The organism is Hydrotalea sp. GW822-HT8A01, from assembly GCF_058798575.1.
In genome coordinates this window covers 14185-36657 of the sequence record NZ_CM179506.1, presented here as the reverse complement: position 1 = coordinate 36657, position 22473 = coordinate 14185, and the positions used below count along the sequence as shown (strand labels likewise).

Below are 22473 nucleotides of genomic sequence, written 5' to 3'. Positions count from 1 at the left end.
TGTATGTTAATTTATTAATTTATAAAATTGGCTGCTTCCGGTATCTTCAATCTTTCCATTTGCATTATAATAAATTATCCAGGCCGATAAATCATTTCTGTTATTGATAAATTCAAGCGATTTTTTTAAGCCCATCGTCATCAGTGCATTATCATAAGCATCAGCAGTTATTGCATCTTTAGCATATACGGTTACACTGATCATTTCATTTTGAATTGGATATCCAGTCCGGGGGTCAATTAAATGCGATATTTTTTTTCCATCTTTTTCAAGATATTTTCTATAATTTCCTGATGTAGTTATCGCTCCACTATCAATTAATAATTTCTTTTCCATTACAGTGCCAAAAATATCATCATCATTGGGAGCTTCTATTCCTACGCTAAATTTTTTGTTACCTGGTTTTCTTCCGTGAATGCGTAACTCTCCACCAATTTCTATGATGTAATCTTTTATTCCGTTTGTTGCGAAAAAATTTGCTAACACATCTACGCTATATCCCTGTGCAATACTATTTACATCGATTTTAATACATGGCTTACTCTTACTTAAAAAATTATCTTCTAAGTTTAAATAATTTGCTCCAATGCACTTTAATGTTTGTTCTATAAAAGTTGAATCAGGGTATTGTTTTATTGGCTTTGCTCCAAAACCCCAGGCTTCAACCAGCGGCTGTACCGTAATATCAGATAAGCCATTTGTTTGTGTATATACTTCTAATGATTTTTTTATAACATTCTTCAAATGCACATCAATGTATATACCTTTTGAACTATTATTAAATGCAACAATTTTAGAGTAAGGTTTGTATATTGAGAGTGAACTATCTAAAGCCAAAAGTATACTGTCAATTTGAATTTTACGAACAACAGTGTCTATTGCATAGTAAGTAATATGCCAGCTAGTTCCCTGTGCATAGCCAGTTAGGTATATTTTCTTTAAAGTATTTTTTTGATTAAAAGTAAAAGAGAATATAGCAATAAATATAAAAATGAATAAAGGGTAATAAAAGAATAAGTTATTTTGTTTATGAAGCTTTGTCTTGTACATACGTACAGTATTATTGTAATAGTAAAATCAATTCAATCTTAGTCAATTAAGGTATTGACCATTTTTTGGAATGTAATTCTAAATTATAGTTATTATTATTGCTTACCAATATGTTTTATACACAAACGTTTGTATTATTTTTTATTTGATGTGTATTCGTTGTATAGTTGAATAATCTGGTTTTTTGCTATAAAGTCGGTATATATCAGTATTCTGTAGTGAATAGAAAGGCCATCCTCATTTATTTTTATGGGCTTTCTACCGGGGAAAGCAATATTCTGCATGCTTTTATTTGTTCTTAAAACCCATTTTGTTTTTTTATTTTTTGGAGATGGGTAAGCAAACACTACAATGCCAGTTTTAGTTTGTTTTGCGTTATCAAATGTTCCCACAAAATTAACCCAATTACCAACTTTGATTGATCTTTTAGGTGGATTTACTAACCCTTTGATAGCATAAATTTCAAAATTTTTTGGAAATTTTAATCGCAATGAGAAACCACCATATCCCTTATAGTCATTTGAACCTCCAATGAACATATTTCTAATCAAAGGAAATAATGAAATATCAAAGTCAATTAGTCTGTAATTATTTACTGATTTATATATCGTTATAGTTGTATGCTCATTGATAATATTATAAACACTGTCTTTTAAACATAAACAGCCCCATTTCATATTACTTGTTAAAGCTATACTTTCGGCTTTATTATTTATGCTAATTTCAGGCCGTTTAAAAATAATATTTGTGCTAGTCCAACCGTCAGCAATTTGTTTGTTGTTTTGTATAATTTGATGCCATGCCCAAAAAATTCCCCGGTGGTAAGGGTGATCAATTGGTGAGTCATCGGTAAGTATTTCATTGTTTAAACCATATAATGGATGAACGTATCCGGCTCTTTCATATTTATCATTTAGTTTTTTGGGAGCTTGTTGAAAAAATAATACTTTTTTTTCTTTTTCGTAAATTTCTATTCCATTAGTAGTTTGAATGTATTTAAATGTTTGCGCTACAATAGAATTACAGACTAATAATAAAATTAAAAAAAGATATTGTATTTTATGTTTTTTAAATATAATGTATGTTAATATCATATTGTGTGTAACTGAATTATTTTGTCATTTTTGATATTTGTAGATATTAAATGAAAATATACTTACTATATTTTTAATTTTTATACCATATAAATTATTTTCGGCTTAATCCAATCTTATTTATTTCTGCTTCCAGCACATTTGCAAGTCTATAAAATCCAAGATCGGTTAAATGAATACCATCTACGGTTCCATCTCCATCATTTCCAATTAAATTTTTTTGGTTTATGTAAAATAAATTATTTATGCCTTGTTTTTTTAAGTAATTAAATGCATTGTTGAATTCCTGGTTAATAGTGCTTACATGCGCCTTCGCTTTCATATCAAACCTGCCTGTTGGGTAATTTATATTTTCTACTAATATAATTGGTGTATCCGGCTTTTTTTTGTGCAGTAATGTTATAAATTTAATAAGCCTTTGTTTAACAAGGGCTTCTGTAAGATTGGGGCCGCAATCAATAACATAGCAAGATGCTTTAATTTCACTCATAATTTCTGCTATTTCTAAATCTAATAATCCATTTCCACTAAATCCTAAATTTATTGTTTCAATATTTAATCTGCGTGAAAGTATTGAGGGATAGCACATTCCTGGTCTTGATGCCGATGCTCCTTGCACTATGCTGGTTCCATAGAAAACGATGGGGTTGTAAGGAAGAAAAAAAGTTTTGTTGGGACTTAAAATTTGCGCATTTGAGTCTATACCAATATAAATAGAATCAACCGTTTCATACATTGGTAGATTGAGAATGAAGCGTCTCATCTTGTTTTCCATGTTGCTAATTAAAACACCTTCATTATACACTTTAGAATAAGGTTTACCAACACCTGCAAAATACCATTTACCATCTTGCCAGCAATATAGGTCAAGCCCTTTAACAAGTGTTCCAGCTACATGCGGGAAATAGCTTGAGTCCCCGGATTTCCATTTTACTGCAATGGATGAAGAATTTGTTTCAAATTGAATTGCAATTCCTGTTGAATTTAGGCTTTCATACCAAATTGGTATTCTAACACTTTTTTTTAACGTAAGTGGGAGCCGCTCATAACTTTTAACATTTTTGAATGGCATACCTACAATCTTTAAAGAATATGCATCGTAATATTTAAATTTTTTTTGTGCATATGTTGTATTAAAAATGCTACAAAGTATTGCAAGTAGTAGTGCAGTATTATTTTTTTTCATTGAAATTTATTTTAAATGATGTGAATAAATATACTTTTTCAACAATAATTATGTAAAATGTATTTGTGTTTAATAAGTATTTAGATTTGAATGATTGTATTTTTAATATAAAAAATCATTGTTGTCCGACTAAAATTGTAAAATAATGGTCCAAACCCTTTACAGAAACATATTTCAGCCGATTTCAAAAGATGGGGTACTACCTCCAATTTTGAAACAATCATTTTTTAGCCTGTAATCATTTACAACAAAGGATTACAGCGATTTTTTAGTTAAGTTTTGTCGGACAATAATGATAAAAAATTAATGTTTTTTTCTTCCTTCCTCAGTGCTGTTTTATTTTTATTGTAATTTATGGCAACCAATTTGCGGTTTATTTACATGCTTTGATAGTTCATTATAATATGAATCTAAATATTTTAATAAATAGTTTTATATTTTAAAATTACACAAACGTTTGTGTGCTTGCTTTCATAGCAGAATCTTTTGGAAGTTTATAAATTTAGTGAGTAGCAATATGACAATAATGCGTTACCAAAATTTATTAATTTATGTCTCCATTTAAAATAGGGTTATTTATTTTATTGTTTCCTTTAAGTATAAGCAAAATTTATTGTAGAAGTTTAATTGATACAAACATCAATGTTGTAAAGCCCATAGAAAGTTTTAAAATATTGAATAATCCTGGAATTGGTTTTGTTACATATCAAAGATTTAATGGTGATACACTTCAAAATGGCAGGGATTGGACAGAGGGAGATGGTTTGCCCATTAATTATCAAACTTACCGGGGTACTATTACTAATACTAATTATCCTCAAACCACTTTGGCTTATTGGAGAATATATTGGAAGTATTTGCAACCTGAAATTGGGGTATATAGATGGGACCTAATTGATCAGGCATTAGATAGCGCAAGTCGACGGGGGCAGAAATTAATAATTAGAATTGCACCTCATGGGCCTGATAGTACTAATGATGTTCCCAGATGGTATAGAAATATGGTTGGATATGATTTTAATTTTCATAATAAAGTTAATAATAAGTGGGCGATAGACTATCAAAATTCTAATTATATAAAATATTTTGGTGGATTAATTAAAAGGTTTGCAAAAAGGTATGATGGTAATCCAAATTTAGAATCAGTTGATCTTGCAATTATTGGTGCTTGGGGAGAGGGTGAAGGTTCAGAGTTATTATCAACCAGAACGCGCAATAAATTAATAAATGTTTATTTGCATTCTTTTAAAAATACAAAACTAATAGCCTTGTTAACTGATTCTACTACAAATCGCTATATTGTTTCAAAAAATAAATATGTTGGATGGAGGGCTGATTGCCTGGGCGATTTAGGTATTTGGGCGAAAGAGCAAAATGGGTGGTCGCATATGTATGATTGGTACCCACAAGCTATTATTCAATCTCATTTAACAAATCGTTGGAAAACTGCTCCTGTATATTTTGAAATTTGTCGCACTTTTTGGGACTGGAAGCATATACAAAAATATACTTATGGTAATGTAAAATTTATTTTTGACCAGGCACTTAAATGGCATATATCTACATTTAATCCAAAATCGTCGGCCATACCCGAAGAGTGGATACCATTGTTGAACGAATGGTTATTAAAAATGGGATATAGATATGTTTTAAGACGAATTAGTTATAATTATACTATAAATAACAATAGGTTGCTTAAGCTGGAAACATGGTGGGAAAATAAAGGGGTGGCACCATGTTACGATGATTTTTGTTTAGCCATTCGATTAATTGATAATAAGAATAACCGTTCAGCTGTAATTAATACTCATAAAAAAATTAAAACTTGGCTTCCCGGCGATATTTTATACAATAGCATTTTGAAAGTGCCAAATAGTTTACCGAAAGCCGTATATAAATTAGAAATAGGAATTGTAAATAGCAAAAACATACCTGTGGTTCAGTTAGCTATTGAAAATAAAACGGATGAAGGTTGGTATGAAATAGGAAATATACTAATTAATTAAATTTTATTACATGGAAAGTAATTTTCAATCGCCGCCATTAAACTACAGTGCCCGATTATTATCAATAGATTTTTTTAGAGGAATTATTATGTTAATATTAATGCTTGGAGAAACTGATATTTTTCTTAAAATATATGAAGCATTTCCAGGAAAAGTTACTTTTTTTTTATACCAGCAATTTTCCCATTCTGAGTGGGAGGGTTTGCATTTTTGGGATTTATTATTACCTGCATTTATGTTTGTTGCCGGTATTTCAATGGCTATGTCATATAACAAACAACAAAAAATAGGGGTTGCCTGGTCTACATCATTTAAAAAAATTTTAAAAAGATGCTTTTGGTTATTTTTTTGGGGAGTTTTAATTTATGCTGTGAAGGGTAACCATATAAATCTTCAATTTTCTAATGTATTAGTTGAATTAGCAGTTGCTACATTAATATCTTTTTTGATCATTAACTTAAATATTGGATTTCAATTAATTGTAAGCATCATAATTCTTTTAGCTACCGAACTTTTATTCAGGTTTTCAAATATTAGCGGATTTAATCAGCCATTCGTAGACCTTCATAATTTCGCAAATTATATAGATGTAATTTTAATAGGAAGAGTAAATCCGCATTATGGAACAACCTTTAATGTAATTCCCTCTTCAGTAAGTACAATTTTTGGTTTAATTGTGGGTGAAATCCTTTTAAAATTAATGCCTACTCGAAACAAAATATTGTATCTTACTTCATTTGGATTTACTGCATTAATTTTTGGAATTTTTCTAAATTCAATGAACATTACACCAATTTTAAAATGGGTTGCCAGCAGCTCATTTATATTAACTACTGCTGGTATAGCAATTTTAATATTCACTTTTTGCTTTTGGTGGATTGACATTAAGAAGCATGAGAAATATTGGTTTTTAATTAAAATAGTTTCATTAAATTCTATTTTCATTTATCTTTTTTTCAATTTTATAAGTTCCTACTTTTTATATGAATACATGAATATTCTTGTTGCAGGTATTTTAAACTTATTTGGAATTCCCATTGTACTTGGTGTAATATTTGGTTCTTTTTCTGTTTTCATCATTGAATGGTATTTGTGCTATTTTCTTTATAAAAAAGGTATTTTTTTTAAATTATAATAAATATTTCAAAATAAAAACATGGAAAACAATAGTAATAGAAGAAATTTTCTAAAATTGTTTGGTATTACAACAGCTGGTATTATCAGCCATAAAAAAAGTAATATTTTAAAAGAAAAAAATATTATAGTACTTAATGAAACTTTTAATCAATATGATGAACAAGTATTCAATATGTGTGGTTATGCTGCTCCAAAAACAGGTATTGTAAGGGTTGGTTTTATTGGTTTAGGTAATAGGGGGCCTGAACATTTAAGGCAGTTAGTTAGAATAGATGGAGTAGCAATTAATGCTTTGTGTGATTTGCGTATGGAAAGGGTTGAATTTGCAAAGCAATTGTTGGAAAACACCAGTCACAAACCTAAAGTTTACACTGGAGATGTAAATAATTGGAAAAGGTTGTGCGAGCAATCTGATATTGATCTTATTTATATAGCAACATCATGGGATTTGCATGTTCCCATGGCCTTGTATGCTATGCAACAAGGTAAGCATGTTGCAATAGAAGTGCCTGCTGCTAAAACGATTGATCAATGTTGGCAGCTGGTTAATACATCTGAAAAAACAAAAAAGCATTGTGTGTTATTAGAAAATTGTTGCTATGATTTTTTTGAGTTATTAACTCTAAATATGGCAAGGCAGGGTTTTTTGGGAGAAATTATTCATTGTGAAGGTGCATATTTACATTATTTACTTCAAGGGAATTTTGCGAAAAACAAATATTGGGATATGTGGCGTTTAAAAGAAAATGCTACAAGAAATGGAAATTTATATCCGACTCATGGTTTAGGGCCAATTTCTCAAATAATGAATTTGAATAGGGGTGATAAAATGGAATATTTGGTTTCCATGTCAAGTAATGATTTCATGATGAAAGAACTTGCCAATAAGCTTGCAAAAAAAGATTCTTATTACGACAAATACCAAAATAAAAATTTTCGGGGAAATATAAATACATCTATTATTCGTACACATAAAGGTAAAACCATCATGATTCAACATGATGTTAGCTCGCCAAGAGCTTATTCCAGAATTCATTTAATTAGCGGAACGAAAGCGTGTGCTCAAAAATATCCATTACCGGGAAAAATTGCATTGGCGCAAAATTGGGAGTTGCCTGAGGATTGGGAAAAAACACCATTGCCTGAATGGATAGATCAGAAAGAAATGGAATTGCTTGAAGAAAAGTATAAACCTGAAATTGTAAAAAAATTAGGTGTTTTTGCGAAAGAAGTAGGTGGCCATGGTGGCATGGATTTTTTGATTAACTGGAGACTAATTGATTGCTTACGTAATGGGTTGCCTGTAGATATAGATGTTTATGATACGGCTTTATGGAGTGCACTCGGCCCTTTGAGTGAAGCATCTGTTTTACATAAATCATCCCCCATAAATGTGCCGGATTTTACAAGGGGTTCTTGGAGTTCAAATAAACCCATCGATATTTCTTTACAAAATGGTGGCACCACAAAAGTGTTGTAGCGCTTCTGTAATCGCGTATATTATTTTGAAATAGAATACATGAAAAATGTTAGGTCGTTTATGTTATAACGTGATAAATGCAAACGTTTGTGCAGTTATATAATTAGAAATTTTCACTTTTTTTTTTACATTAGAGTAATTATTATTTTTTTACCAAAAACTACTGTGTTATGAGGAAATTTAGCTTCTCTCTATGCTTTTTCTCTTCACTAGTTTTGTTCAGTTTTACTGTAACTGCACAAACTAGAACTGTGACGGGAAAGATAGTTGATTCAGAAAAGAAACCCATATCGGGCGCTTCTGTTCTTATTAAAGGTAAAGCGCAGGGAACTGCAGCTGATGCCGATGGAAATTTTTCTTTAAAAGTGCCTGATGGGCGGGTACAGCTGGAGGTTACCTCAGTTGGATACCTAAAAAAAGAAGTGAATGTTAGGCCCGATGAGCATTCAATCGTAATTGAATTGAGGAGTGATTCTAGTCAACTAAAAGATGTGGTTGTTACTGCGCTGGGTATTACAAGGCAAGCAAAAAGTTTAGTGTATGCAACCCAAAGCGTAAAGGTATCTGAATTAACCGGTGTGCGTGCATCAGACAATGTATTAAATTCCTTGCAAGGCAAAATTGCCAATGCAGTTATTAATCAGGGGTCTGGAGGTCCGGGTAGCGGTGCTCGTATAGTATTAAGAGGGAATCGCTCTATTCAAGGTGATAATAATGCATTGATAGTGGTTGATGGGGTGCCCATTGAAAACAATACATATAGTGCAGCGGGCGGTACTTTTGGCTCTGTTCAAGGCTCAGACGGTGCATCTAATATTAATCCAGATGATATTGAGTCAGTTACTGTATTAAGAGGTGCTTCTGCGGCAGCATTATATGGAAGTCAGGCAGGAAATGGTGTGATCGTTATTACCACTAAAAAAGGTTCAAAAGATAAACTGTCTGTAAACGTAAATTCAGGTGCTGTTTTTGAAAATGCATTTGCCTTACCTAAGGTACAAAACATGTATGGGCAAGGTAATAATAATCAATATGTTGATTCATTATTTGGCGATAGCTGGGGGGCAAAAATGACCGGCCAAACTTATACTAATTTTTTAGGCCAAACCCAAAAATATGCGCCACAATCGAATAATATTAAAGACTTTTTTCAAACAGGTTTAGGCTTAAATAATTCTATTAGTGTTTCTGGGGGTAATTCAAAAGCACAAACTTACCTATCTTATACAAACAATTCTATTCAAGGTATTGTACCCAAAAATGTACTCATACGGCATACCGTTACTTTACGAGTTACGAACCAAATTAGCTCTAAGTTTTCAACTGATGCAAAAGTAACATACATAAATCAGGACATTAAAAATAAGCCTCGTACAGGGGAAGAAAATTCTCCTGTAATTGATATTTTTCAAACTCCGAGAAATATAAGTTTATATGAGGCTCAGCAATATCAAAAGATTAATAATGTTGGAGTGGCTGCTCCAAATCCCTGGCCTTCTACCTTAACGTCTATTTATCAAAATCCATATTGGATTATTAATAATACGGCATTGAATGAAACAAGGGATAGAATTATGGGGTTCCTATCAGCAAAATATCAATTAACATCATGGTTAAGTTTATCCGGAAGAGCTAATATTGACAGGAGTATTGATAAATTAACTCAACAGTATTCGCAAGGAACATTATTGTGGGCTAATCAGAGGGGTGGGTATTTTTCTCAAACCAATATAGTAACTACCCAAAAATGGTTTGATGCCATATTTGATGGAATTAATAAAATAACTGAAAACATTAAAGCAAATTATCATTTTGGAGCAATTTATCAGGATAACAAGTTTGATTTGATGCAAGGTATTGCCAATGGATTAAATGTAACCAATAAGTTTAGTTTAAATTATGCTACGAATCCAGCTTTATATCAAACCGGTACTGAGGTTCAAACACAGGCACTCTTTGCACAGGCAAATTTTTCTTATAAAGATGCTATATATTTAGATGCGAGTATTCGAAATGATTGGGATTCTCGTTTGCCTGCTCCCTATGCATACCAATATTATTCAGTTGGCGCATCTGCATTGCTTTCTGATTTAATAAATTTACCTGAATATATTTCTTTTTTGAAAGCAAGTTTAAACTATGCCGAAGTAGGTAACGGTGGGCAATTTGGGTTACTAACAAGTACTTATGGTTATAGTCAGGGTGCAGGTAATGGGTTTTTAAGTAGAAGCACCACATTACCCATTCCGGGATTAAAACCTGAAATAGTAAAGAACACTGAAGCGGGCATTGAAGCCAGATTCAATAAAAACAAATGGGGCTTTACTTTGACCTATTATAAAAGCAATTCATTCAATCAATTACTACAAATTGGTTTACCCACTTCAACAGGTTATAGCCGGCAGTACATTAACGCAGGTAATATCCAAAATCAGGGTATAGAATTAGTATTGAATGCCAATGCCATACATTCTAAAAACTTTAACTGGGATGTAGCCTTGAACTTTTCCTTAAACAGAAATAAAGTGGTTGCTCTTAGTCCGGAATTAAAAACAGTTTATTTTGGTGATAGCCGTGCTGCTACGATGCAAATACAGGAAGGTGGGCGATACGGCGATTTGGTTGGATTTAAATGGTTGAAAGATGCAAAAGGCAGATATGAAGTAAATGCAGATGGTACACCGTTAACCTCTTATCAAACCGGTGATGCACAAGCTTATATTGGTAACTTCAATCCTAATGAAAATTTAGGATTAACCAATACATTTAGATATAAAGACTTCTCATTGCGTATATTAGTAGATGGAAGAATTGGTGGTGTTATTGTGGATGGAACTGAGATGAATCTTGCTTTTAGTGGTATACCTGAAGCAACTGCTAAGTATAGAGAAGGGGGATGGAGTTTAGGTGGTGTTGATGTTAATGGTAACCCCGTTACCACAACCATAACTGCGCAACAGTTTTGGCAAACTGCATCCGGAAAGCGTTATGGAGTAGGCGATTTTTTTGCATACGATGCAACCAGTTTCCGTGTTCGGGAACTGACCATAGGCTATGATATTCCCTTAAAAAGCACTTTATTTATTAAAGGAGCAAGACTCTCTACCGTTGCTCGTAATTTATTCTGGTTATATCGTGGAGAATCCTTACTAAGTATTCCGGGATTAGGTAAAAGAAAGATGACATTTGATCCCGATATGAGCTTAGGTAATGGCAATTACCAGGGAATTACTTATGGTACTTTGCCAGCCACAAGATCAATTGGTGTTAATTTACAACTTACCTTTTAATAATTAAATAAGTATAATATGAAAAAGTTAAAAATTAAAATCAATACGTTTTTATACTTATTGTTTTTCGCATTAATGATAAATATCAGTGCTTGTACAAAAGACTTTAAGTCAATTAATATCGATAAGAATTCTATTGCCACAATTGGACCAACTGAATTGCCTTTTTTGTTTTCCAAAGCGCTTTCAGCTGCACCGCATGATATGTATAACTATCAGGTAGCCCAAAATTTATTTGCTGATCAATATGCACAATATTTTGCTTGTGAGGCTACTTACTTTCCATCTGATAGGTTAGTAATCAGGCAAGATTGGGTAGGAGCAGCCTTCGACCCAATGTATACTGATGTAATGCCTCAGTTGCAAACTATTTTTGCCAACACTGATTCTAATTCTGTAGAATATGCTATGGCAAGTATTTGGTGGGTGTATACTTTTCACAGAGTAACTGATTATTGGGGGCCAATTCCTTATTTCCAGGCTGGAAAGGTATCTTCCTCTTCTGTTCCTTACGATCCGCAAGATAAAATTTATGATGATTTTTTTAAACGTTTAGCTGCCGCTGTGGCGATATTAAATCAACATACAGGTGAAAATCATTTTGGGAACTATGATTTAGTGTATGGTGGCGATGTGAATCATTGGATTAAATTTGCCAATTCTCTTCGTTTAAGATTGGCTATTCGTATTTCAAAAGTAGATCCTGCTAGGGCTAAAACAGAAGGCGAAGCAGCATATACAGGTGGGGTAATGACCGTGAGTGCACCTATTACCGATCCTACTGCTAATCCTGGTGGCGATGATGCCCTTGTGAATAGAAGTACAAAAGGAGATGACGGTAATGGTTTGTCAATCATGTCAGATTGGAATGAATTTAGAATGAGTGCTTCTATGGAATCTGTGTTAAAAGGCTATAATGATCCTAGGATGCAGGTTTATTTCTTACCCTCTGTCAATAACAATCAATATGATGGATTAAGAAATGGATTAAGTGTTAATCAATTAACACAACCTGCCAACAATTACAACAACAATTCACATGTTGGTAAAAGATGGTCTTCAACCAATGTTACTGATATTAATGGTAATGTTACCGGTTCTGCTACCTCTTTGTCTACCCGACAAAATATTATGTGCACTGCCGAGGTATATTTCCTACGTGCTGAGGGTGCTATTTTAGGTTGGAATATGGGAGGTACTCCCCAAACTTTATACAATCAAGGTATTACTGCCTCATTCAATCAATGGGGAATTACAGATGCCACTGTTATTAATAATTATATCAACAGCACAGCAACGCCAATTGCGCCAGGCGATTATTTGAATTCACCACCCATGACAAACATTCCTGTGCTCTTCAATACATCGAATCCTGCCGTTCAATTAGAGCAAATTATGACACAAAAATGGTTGGCATTATATCCTGATGGGCAGGAGGCATGGGCAGATTATAGAAGAAGCCACGTATTAAAATTATATCCTGTGGTTAATTCAGATAATCCTGATATTACCAACACAACCACTCAATGGATCAGAAGAATTCCTTTCCTGCTATCTGAATACCAAACCAATGGTGCTGAAGTAACCAAAGCAGTTAACCTGTTAGGTGGTCCTGATAAAGTTACTACGCCACTTTGGTGGGATAAAAATTAGATATGTAACTAGCATTTGCTAAAAGATTCCATCAAATAAAAGATGGAATCTTTTAGTATAAAGCGTAAGTTTAGTTCTTAAAACAAAACTATGTTTCCATTTAAATATTCATTTCTGTTGTTAATCCTGTTAGTGATGGTTGGTTGCGGACAACATTCAAATACATTGCTCACAAAATTAGATGCCGATGAAACAGGTATTCACTTTAATAATCAATTATTCACAGAATCATCCTTTAATATATTAAATTATATCTATTTTTATAATGGTGGTGGTGTTGCAATAGGCGATATTAACAATGATGGGTTATCCGATATCTTGTTTACTGGTAATATGGTAAAAAACAGGTTGTATTTAAATAAGGGTAATTTTAAATTTGAAGATATTACCGATAAAAGCGGAATTGCCTCTATGCAGGGTTGGTGTACGGGCGCAACCATGGTAGATATTAACGGTGACGGTAAATTAGATATTTACATCTGCCGGTCTGCCGATATTAACCCCAAAATGCGCAAAAACTTACTTTTTATCAACAATGGCGACTTAACTTTCACAGAAGAAGCGCAGGAGTATGGTTTGGATAACACGGGATACTCTACACAAGCCGCTTTTTTTGATTATGATAAAGATGGCGATTTGGATATGTTTCTCATTAATCACTCTTTACATGAATACACAACGGGTGCTATTGAAAATCCGCAGTTAAGAAATAAATCTATTCCTGAGTTTGAATGTAAATTATATCGGAATGATTGGAATGAGCAACTCAAACACCCGGTATATACCGATGTTTCTGCCCAGGCAGGTATTACCTCTAACGTATACACATTTGGTCTGGGATTAGCCATATCTGATCTGAATAACGATGGATGGCCCGATGTTTATATATCTAATGATTTTAATGAACCTGATTATCTGTTCATGAATAATGGTAATGGAACTTTTTCTGATCAGTTAAAACAAAGTATGGATCATGTTTCATTGTATTCAATGGGTTCTGATGCAGCCGATTATAATAATGATGGTTTCATCGACTTATTAACTTTAGATATGTTACCGGAAGATAACTACACCCAAAAAATGCATAGTGGTGCAGAAAATTATAACAAGTTTCAATTACTATTTAATAGGGGGTTCTACTATCAATACAGTAGAAATATGTTGCAAAAAAACAATGGCGATGGCACTTTCTCTGAAATAGGGCAATTGGCAGGTGTATCTAATACCGATTGGAGTTGGTCGGCATTATTTACTGATTTTGATAATGATGGAAAAAAAGATTTACTGGTTACCAACGGATATGTAAAAGATTATACCGATATGGACTTCCTGCAGTTCTCGGCCGATAAAGCTTCAAAAGCCAATATTTTGAACAAGGAGGATGCTGTAAAAACATTTATTGAAAAAATGCCCGAAAATAAACAGCACAGCTATATATTTAAAAATGAAGGAAAAGATTCATTTATAAAAAGCAATATGCAATGGGGCCTCATTCAAAATATAGTTTCTGCCGGCGCTGCTTATGTCGATTTAGATAATGACGGCGATATGGATATTGTAATGAATAATACCAATGATATTGCATCTGTGTATAGAAATAATGCAAATGAAAATTCAAGTAACCATTTTGTAAAAATTAAATTTATTGGTGATGCTAAAAATATAAATGGTATTGGTGCTAAAGTAAAAGTATATTGTGGTTATGATGTTTATTATCAAGAAGCTTTTCCTGTAAGAGGATTTCAATCGTCAAGTGATCCTGTTCTAAATTTTGGTATAGGAACTCACGAACTGATTGATTCAATTTTGGTTATATGGCCTAATGATGCAATGCAAACTGTTCAAAAAGTAAAATTTAATCAAACTATTACTTTTCAACTAAGTCAAGCACATGCAGTAAAACACTATAAAAAAGTCGGTTCAAATTACACCCCTTTAATTATACAAAAAGCATTGCCTCAAATGCAGTATCGTGATGAGGATGTAAATGATTTTAACATTCAAACACTTTTGCCCAATTTTTTATCACATCAAGGACCCTGTATTGCTACTGCAGATGTTAATAAAGATGGTTTGGTTGATGTTTATTTGGGTGGATCTAAACTACAGTCAGGACAATTATTTCTTCAAAAAAGTAATGGCACTTTTCAACCAGTAATAGTTCCCGATTTTCTAAAAGATTTGAATTATGAAGATGCGTCTGCTGTTTTTTTTGATGCAAATGGAGATGGATGGTTGGATTTATTGGTAGCAAGTAGTGGATATAATTTAAATGAGAAAGACTCATTGCTTGAAAGTAGATTGTATATAAATGAAAGAGGGATGGGTTTTAAACGAAGCAGAAGTGGACTACCTGCTAACAGAATTAGTGTAGGTGTTGTAAAAGTGGCCGATATAGACGGAGATGGTGATTTGGATGTATTTATTGGCGGAAGGGTTGTGCCTAGAAAATATCCGTTATCACCGCAAAGTTGTATTTTATTAAATGATGGAAAGGGACATTTTTCCGATGCAACACCACCTATTCTTAAAAACATAGGAATGGTTACAGATGCAGCATGGTTAGATGTAAATGGAGATAAATTACCCGATTTAATTGTTGTTGGAGAGTTTATGCCTGTTAAAATTTTTATCAATCAAAAAGGTTCATTTACCGATGCGTCCAATCATTATTTACACTTTCCTAACAATGGATGGTGGAATAGAATAACCGTTGCCGATTTAGATAACGATGGCGATATGGATATTGTTTTAGGAAATTATGGACTGAATACGCAATTTAAAGCAAATGCAAAAGAACCTATGGAGCTGTATTATAAAGATTTTGACGGAAATGGTTCTATTGATCCTATTTTGTGTTATTACATAAATGGAGTTTCTTATCCTGCTTTTTCTAAAGATGACATTACTGAACAAATTCCATCACTAAAAAATAAATTTTTACAATACCATGAATACGCTAATGCAACCATTAACGATTTATTTACAAATACACAATTAAATGATGCGGGTAAATTAGTTTGTAATAATTTAACTACCGGATATTTAAAAAATAAAGGTAATGCCGGTTTTGAATGGCATACACTTCCAATTGAGGCGCAGTATGCACCCGTATTTGGCATTTCAGTGTTAGATGTAAATGCCGATGGAAATAATGATATATTGTTAACTGGCAATAATACTTATACACGTATCAAGTTTGGACGTTATGATGCCAATCATGGAGTTTTATTGTTAAACAATGGTAAAGGTAGTTTTACTTATGTTCCACAATTTTTTTCAGGATTAAATATTAGAAAAAATGTTCGGGCAAGTGCATTAATCCAAATCGGTAAACAACAACATTTATTAATAGGTTCAAATGATACAACTGTAATTGATTTAAAACTAAATCATTAATATGCCATCATTAATGAAAAAGTCTGAAAGATTAGTTTCACTTGATGTAATGCGTGGATTAATTATGATTTTATTAGCCGGTGAGAGTGCTACCCTATATGCTTCGATCAATGATTTGTCCATCCCTTCTTGGTTGCATAACCTTAATTTACAATTTTTTCATAATCCCTGGCATGGCTTACATTTTTGGGATTTAGTACAACCTGCTTTTATGACCATGGCCGGAACAGCCATGTATATTTCGTATACACAGAAATTAAAGCAGGGCATTTCCTGGCAACATAATTTTAAACACATTATTATACGTAGCTTCAAGTTGTTTATACTTGGTACCGGTTTGCATTGTGTATATGCCAGTAAGCTGGTATTTGAGCTATGGAATGTATTAACACAGTTGGCGGTTACTACTTTAATTGCATACCTATTCATTCGCTCTTCCTATTTTGTTCAGATTATGGTAGGTATTTTGTGCATTGCTGCTAATGATTTGGCCTATCATTTCATTCAAATTCCTTCCTTTAATTTTCCTTTTATAGAAGGTAAAAACTTAGGTAGTTATGTTGATTTGTTGTTAATGGGTAAAATCAATGCAGACGGGTGGGTGGCTATCAATTGTATATCTACGGCTGCACATACGGTATGGGGTGTAACCATTGGCAAATGGTTAATGGAGAAAAAAAGTAATCATCGTAAATTAATCAACCTGTTTGTTTTTGGGCTTATTGCATTGGCTGGCGGATACCTTCTCAATTATATGGAAATTTCGCTCATCATCAAACGCATTGCAACAGGCGCTTTTGTATTAGTTTCATTTGGATGGGTGTTACTATTAATGGCTTTGCTGTATTGGTGGATTGATATGCGTAACCACAAAAAAAATACCAGGATTATTACCGCTGTTGGTATGAATGCAATTTTTATTTACCTGTTTTTTGAAACAGTAGGTTACCAATGGTTACGGCCAGCCAGTTATATTTTTATTGGTGGTTTCTCACAGCTAATGCATATTAGCCTGCCTGTTAGTTATTTTATCAATGCAGTAGTGGTATGGTTTATATATTGGTATTTGTGTTATTGGCTGTATACAAAAAAGATTTTCATCAAATTATAATCAACTATGTTACAAGAACAATTAACAGGTTTAGTAAATCAAATGGTCAAACTTGCTGTAAAGGGTTTGTACAAAATACTCCTTATTGTTTTTCTGTTTTGCACCGCTTGTTTACAAGCACAAATTCAACACATATGGGTAGTTGGTGATGGTGAAAAAATATTTAGAACAGGTTTGGATGCTTCACAAAAAAAATTAAATGCTGTTTGGAACGGTAAAACCATTCAGTTAAAAGGATTGTACAATGAAGTAGTATCTTTTCAGGTAGTGTTGGAAGTAGACACAATAGGAGCTAAACAAGTAACCATAGAGATGCGCCCTTTTGTGCAGCAAAATGGTCATCAGGCCTTTGGTGGAGGTAATTCTGCGTATAGTGAAGATGGCAGCGTTGAGCTTTTTGCGGAGCAATATTTATTGGTTACTGATTCAACACATCCCAACTGGTACTATGGCTCTCCTAAAGCAATGCCACAAAAAATGACCGGTTGGATTCCTGATGCTTTGGTTCCGATGACTGCTTTAAAAAATGCACAAAAATATCCAATCAATATTCCGTCGCTACAAGAAATAGATCCACACCATCGGTTTTTAGATGCTAAGCCCACTCAAACATTTTGGGTAGATGTTTATTTGCCCAGGAATATGCATACAATTCCTTCTGGTTATTATAACAGTGAAGTTGTTATTCGGGAAAATGGTATACAGGTAAAAACTATTCCCGTTAATTTAGAACTTTTACCTGTTTATTTACCCGACACCAATGCACATACCATTTGGTTGTATACTGAAAATGTTTATCGTTATTTCCCCTCACTTACCCATGAACAAATTGATAAAATGGTAAAGTTTGAAGGACATAAGCATAGAATAGATGTGATGGGTGGGTTTACAGTTAATAAAACCCCATTTAATGCTTCAAATATGCTGGCATACTTACCTTTTTTGAATGGAACGGCATTTACCCCTAAAAATGACTATCAGGGGCCGGGTATAGGGGTAGGAGAAAAAATATTTCCTATTGGTATGTATGGCGATGATCCTGTAATGGGAAATGATTCAATAACAGTGCAGCAACAGGCAAATTTGTGGGTGAATTGGTTTCAGCATTATGCACCCTCTGTAAAATATTTTTGGTATGTTACTGATGAACCGCAGCCTGATCAATATCAATGGATTAAGAAGCGTGCACAATGGATTATAAATGATACAGGTGTAGGAAGAAATATGCCCTTGTTTACAACGACTGCTTATACACATCTGTTGAAAAATGCCATACAATATTGGGCCGGTTATGATGGCGTTAATCTGCAGTTATTACCTGCTATTCAACAATCGGGTGGTGACCATTGGTTTTATAATGGTAACAGGCCACGTTACGGTTCTATTATTTTAGAAGCCTCTGCTGTTGATTGTAGAGTAAATAGTTGGATGATGTATAAATATGGCGTAAATGTTTGGTTTGTATGGAATGGAACGCAATGGCAACATAATCATAGCGGACCTAAAAGAGACCTTCATCAAAAAGTATTTTCAAATCCATTAACCTATATCAATAATCGTATGGAATGGGGTAACGGTGATGGAGTTCTGTTCTATCCCGGAAATAACCCTTTTTATCCTGATGAAAATTTTGGGGTCAATCAACTTTTCCCTTCTATCCGCTTACAAAATATGCGCCGCGGTCAACAAGATGCTGCTATTTTACTGCTGGCTGAAAAGAAAATTGGCCGGGAAAAAGTGCTATCGTTTGTAAATAAAGTGATACCTGCTGCCTTTAGTGAAGTAGCAATGGATGCAACAACACCCTGGTCTCTTTCCGGTGATGACTATGATCGGATTCGATTGCTACTATTAAATTACCTGAAATAAATGTCTTCATTATAAATGATAAATAATTAGTTATGTTGTATAATACTGCTATGCTAAAAAATAAGAAAGTACTTTACTGCTTATTCATTTTCGGCCTGTTGTTTATAACATCAGTCTCATATGCACAAACAAACACCACCGTTCGGGAATACAATAAAGTATTTATCACTTATCCCTACCGCGACCCAAATCCTATTCCTAAAAACGATTTAATTTATCCTTATTTTAGATATGATTTATTTACCAACCATCCCATCAAAAAATCCTGGAAGGTAGTAGAATTGGAGAATGATTATATTAAAGTTTTGATTCTGCCGGAAATAGGCGGAAAAATCTGGACAGCCATCGAAAAATCAACCGGTAAACCATTCATCTATGATAATGATGTGGTAAAATTCCGCGATGTAGCCATGCGTGGACCATGGACAAGCGGTGGTATTGAAGCCAACTATGGCATTATTGGGCATACACCAAATTGTGCTACACCTGTAGATTATACCATACAACATAAACCCGATGGAAGTGTGAGTTGTTACATTGGGGTATTAGATTTACTTACCAGAACTTCCTGGCAAATTGAAATTAACTTGCCAAAAGATAAAGCGTATTTTACTACCTCTTCTTTTTGGTACAATGCCGGTGATGAGGAACAACCTTATTATACCTGGATGAATGCAGCCATCAAAGCCAAAAATGATCTGCAGTTTATTTTCCCGGGAAATACCTATTTAGGACACGAAGGGCAGCACCACAGCTGGCCCATTAACACTCAAAATGGGAAGCATATTGATTGGTATAAAGAAAATAACTTTGGAAGTTATAAGTCGTACCATGTTTTTGGCACCTTATCCAACTTTTTTGGGGCTTACTGGCACAACGATGGAATAGGCATGGGCCGGTATAGTACAAGAAATGATAAACCGGGAAAAAAATTATGGATATGGGGCCTTTCTCAACAAGGAATGATTTGGGAAAAGTTATTAACTGATTCAGGAGGCCAATATGCAGAAGTACAAAGTGGCCGTCTTTTCAATCAGGCAGAAGAAAAAAGTAGCTTCACGCCTTTTAAGCATAAAGGATTTGCTCCACATACAACAGATGTTTGGATGGAGTACTGGTTCCCCGCGGTTAAAACAAAGGGGATGGTTTTAGCTAATCAGGTAGGTGTGCTGAATGTAATTCAACAAGCCAAAGCAATAGAACTGTATTTTTCACCCCTTCAGCCAATCAATGACACTTTAAAGGTAATATCGGGTAATGCCATTTTGTATCAGCAAAATTTAAAACTGTCTGTATTGCAACTTGTACATCAAACCATTCCCGTTAGTGATACAGTTTCTGATTTTACAGTCACTTTAGGTAATGGATTAATCATTTATCATTCCGATTCAAAGCAATTGGCGTTACACCGCCCCTTAGAAACACCCAAAAGCTATGACTGGACAAGCACAGATGGCTTGTACACTTTAGGGCATGAAAATCTGGTAGAAAGAAACTATTCAGTAGCTATACAATACTTTCATCAGGCCATTCAAAAAGATTCTAATTATTTACCTGCTTTGGTAGATGCGGCAATGGTGCATTACAGAAATGCCAACTATGATTCTGCATTATTTTTTGCACGCCGGGCTTTATCATTGAATACCTATCATCCTACTGCCAATTATTATTATGGGTTGGCCAACCAACAATTGGGTATGTTAGCCGATGCAATAGATGGATTTGAGATAGCCGCTTTAGATGCGGGTTTAAGAACTGCTGCCTATACCGCATTGGCAAAAATTTATTTCAAACAACAGCAATGGGAAAAAGCCAGGTATTATGCACAACAATCGCTTTATACCAATTATTATAATGTAGATGCTGACCAACTATTGGTAATAATAGGTAGAATAGAAAAAAATAAAGCATTACAACAATCTTCATTGCAAAAATTGCACTCCTATAATCCGCTCAATCATATAGCTGCATTCGAAAATTATCTGGCAAATCCTAATGCACAAAACAAAGAACAATTTTTAAGTACCATTACCAATGAGTTTCCTGTAGAAACTTTTTTAGAAATGGCTATTTGGTATTGGAATATTGGCCGAAATAATGAAGCACTTCAACTATTGCAAATGGCTCCTCAAAATCCGGAAGTACAAATATGGCGGGCTTATCTTACCCGGCAACCATTGCCCGAAAAAGTACAACCCGATTTGATTTTCCCTTTCAGAAATGAAACGAACCATATTATAAAACAACTCATGCGACAGCGCAAACATTGGCTACTTCATTATTACAGCGCTTTAATTGAGCGAAATAATAACCATCCACGTCTTGCTTTAAATTTGCTGCTCGATTGTGGGAATACGCCAAACTATGTACCTTTTTATGCAGTACGTGCTTCACTGTATCAGGAAAAGGATTCCTTACAAATATTGCACGACCTGCAACATGCTTATCAATCAGACCCCTCTCAATGGCGTTATGCCCAAGCATTGATACAATATTATATTGGTCATCATCAGTTAACAGAAGCACTTGCTTTAGCCACCGGGGCATTTGAAAAAGATACTACTAATTATTTAATGGGTATAGCTTATGCCAATACATTAATGCTGAATGCGCAATATAAAAAAGTATTACGGGTATTGCAATCTATTGAAATACTACCTTACGAAGGTTCAACCGTTGGTAGAAATTTGTACAGAAAAGCATTACTGATGCTCGCTGTTCAGGAGATGGCGCAACAAAAATATCAGCTTGCACTGCAATACATTCAGCAGTCAAAATTATGGCCGGTAAACTTAGGGGCAGGTAAACCTTATGCCAATATGTTGGATGAATCGTTAGAAGATTGGCTCACTTACCAGAATTATCTTGCTTTACACAATGAATCTGCTGCAAATGCCACTTTGCAGCAATTGGTAAAGTATTCTCAACAACAATTGGAAATAGCAGAGGGATATATTTCGCCTTCCCGTTATTGTATTACTTTGTTGGCTTTTCATCAATTAAAAGATACGGCAGGTGCCACGCATTTTACGCAACAGTGTCGGCAAATATTTTCGGTTAATAAAACAGCCTATGATTTAATAGATGCTGCTTTAGCTGAAAGAAAGAATAATGTATCTTCCCTATTTAAAAATGATGCAAATGCAGAAATCTGGCAAGCCTGGCAACAGATGGCTTTGCATTAGGGGATGGGCGATG

Annotated in this window: 12 protein-coding genes; 9 read left to right on the top strand and 3 right to left on the bottom strand. The window is 33.9% G+C overall.

The genetic code is table 11. The annotated features are described in order from the left end of the window. Positions 1-6: 6 nt before the first annotated feature. From AC3QLY_RS00115 to AC3QLY_RS00105, 3 genes are all read right to left on the bottom strand, one after another. Complete coding sequence (locus AC3QLY_RS00115) at positions 7-1050, bottom strand: FAD:protein FMN transferase (RefSeq protein ID WP_492990178.1); 1044 nt, start codon at positions 1048-1050, stop codon at positions 7-9. Positions 1051-1184: 134 nt separating this feature from the next. Then, positions 1185-2144: a DUF6807 family protein gene (locus tag AC3QLY_RS00110; protein WP_492990176.1), complete on the bottom strand. Its 960-nt coding sequence runs from the start codon at positions 2142-2144 to the stop codon at positions 1185-1187. A gap of 94 nt (positions 2145-2238) precedes the next feature. Beyond that, the gene (locus tag AC3QLY_RS00105; protein WP_492990174.1) at positions 2239-3330 is read right to left on the bottom strand and encodes an SGNH/GDSL hydrolase family protein; all 1092 of its coding nucleotides are present in this window, start codon (positions 3328-3330) and stop codon (positions 2239-2241) included. 551 nt (positions 3331-3881) lie between these two features. Here AC3QLY_RS00105 and AC3QLY_RS00100 point away from each other — a divergent pair. The 9 genes from AC3QLY_RS00100 to AC3QLY_RS00060 all read left to right on the top strand — a co-directional run bounded on the left by AC3QLY_RS00100 (position 3882) and on the right by AC3QLY_RS00060 (position 22460). Beyond that, positions 3882-5336 carry a DUF4832 domain-containing protein gene (locus AC3QLY_RS00100; protein ID WP_492990172.1) on the top strand — a complete coding sequence of 485 codons (1455 nt, stop codon included), beginning with the start codon at positions 3882-3884 and terminating at the stop codon, positions 5334-5336. 10 nt (positions 5337-5346) lie between these two features. Next, on the top strand, positions 5347-6471 hold the full coding sequence (locus AC3QLY_RS00095) for an acyltransferase family protein (protein WP_492990170.1): 1125 nt from the start codon (positions 5347-5349) through the stop codon (positions 6469-6471). 21 nt (positions 6472-6492) lie between these two features. Beyond that, positions 6493-7953 carry a Gfo/Idh/MocA family protein gene (locus AC3QLY_RS00090; RefSeq protein ID WP_492990168.1) on the top strand — a complete coding sequence of 487 codons (1461 nt, stop codon included), beginning with the start codon at positions 6493-6495 and terminating at the stop codon, positions 7951-7953. A 251-nt stretch (positions 7954-8204) separates the two neighbouring features. Beyond that, complete coding sequence (locus tag AC3QLY_RS00085) at positions 8205-11243, top strand: SusC/RagA family TonB-linked outer membrane protein (RefSeq protein ID WP_492990166.1); 3039 nt, start codon at positions 8205-8207, stop codon at positions 11241-11243. Positions 11244-11261: 18 nt separating this feature from the next. Then, a complete protein-coding gene (locus tag AC3QLY_RS00080; RefSeq protein ID WP_492990164.1) occupies positions 11262-12896 on the top strand; it encodes a SusD/RagB family nutrient-binding outer membrane lipoprotein in 1635 nt (544 codons plus the stop codon). 90 nt (positions 12897-12986) lie between these two features. Next, on the top strand, positions 12987-16295 hold the full coding sequence (locus AC3QLY_RS00075; RefSeq protein ID WP_492990162.1) for a VCBS repeat-containing protein: 3309 nt from the start codon (positions 12987-12989) through the stop codon (positions 16293-16295). 1 nt (position 16296) lies between these two features. After that, complete coding sequence (locus tag AC3QLY_RS00070) at positions 16297-17406, top strand: acyltransferase family protein (protein WP_492990160.1); 1110 nt, start codon at positions 16297-16299, stop codon at positions 17404-17406. 6 nt (positions 17407-17412) lie between these two features. Next, positions 17413-19275 (top strand): hypothetical protein, encoded by a 1863-nt coding sequence (locus tag AC3QLY_RS00065; protein ID WP_492990158.1) that lies wholly within the window; start codon positions 17413-17415, stop codon positions 19273-19275. Between the two features lie 32 nt (positions 19276-19307). Further along, positions 19308-22460 (top strand): DUF5107 domain-containing protein, encoded by a 3153-nt coding sequence (locus tag AC3QLY_RS00060; protein WP_492990156.1) that lies wholly within the window; start codon positions 19308-19310, stop codon positions 22458-22460. Positions 22461-22473: the final 13 nt, after the last annotated feature.

Coding starts and splice junctions, on each gene's coding strand:
- AC3QLY_RS00065 (WP_492990158.1), top strand. CDS start 17,413: ATGTTACAAGAACAATTAACAGGTTTAGTAAATCAAATGGTCAAACTT.
- AC3QLY_RS00070 (WP_492990160.1), top strand. CDS start 16,297: ATGCCATCATTAATGAAAAAGTCTGAAAGATTAGTTTCACTTGATGTA.
- AC3QLY_RS00075 (WP_492990162.1), top strand. CDS start 12,987: ATGTTTCCATTTAAATATTCATTTCTGTTGTTAATCCTGTTAGTGATG.
- AC3QLY_RS00110 (WP_492990176.1), bottom strand. CDS start 2,144: ATGATATTAACATACATTATATTTAAAAAACATAAAATACAATATCTT.
- AC3QLY_RS00115 (WP_492990178.1), bottom strand. CDS start 1,050: ATGTACAAGACAAAGCTTCATAAACAAAATAACTTATTCTTTTATTAC.
- AC3QLY_RS00080 (WP_492990164.1), top strand. CDS start 11,262: ATGAAAAAGTTAAAAATTAAAATCAATACGTTTTTATACTTATTGTTT.
- AC3QLY_RS00095 (WP_492990170.1), top strand. CDS start 5,347: ATGGAAAGTAATTTTCAATCGCCGCCATTAAACTACAGTGCCCGATTA.
- AC3QLY_RS00100 (WP_492990172.1), top strand. CDS start 3,882: ATGTCTCCATTTAAAATAGGGTTATTTATTTTATTGTTTCCTTTAAGT.
- AC3QLY_RS00060 (WP_492990156.1), top strand. CDS start 19,308: ATGTTGTATAATACTGCTATGCTAAAAAATAAGAAAGTACTTTACTGC.
- AC3QLY_RS00105 (WP_492990174.1), bottom strand. CDS start 3,330: ATGAAAAAAAATAATACTGCACTACTACTTGCAATACTTTGTAGCATT.
- AC3QLY_RS00090 (WP_492990168.1), top strand. CDS start 6,493: ATGGAAAACAATAGTAATAGAAGAAATTTTCTAAAATTGTTTGGTATT.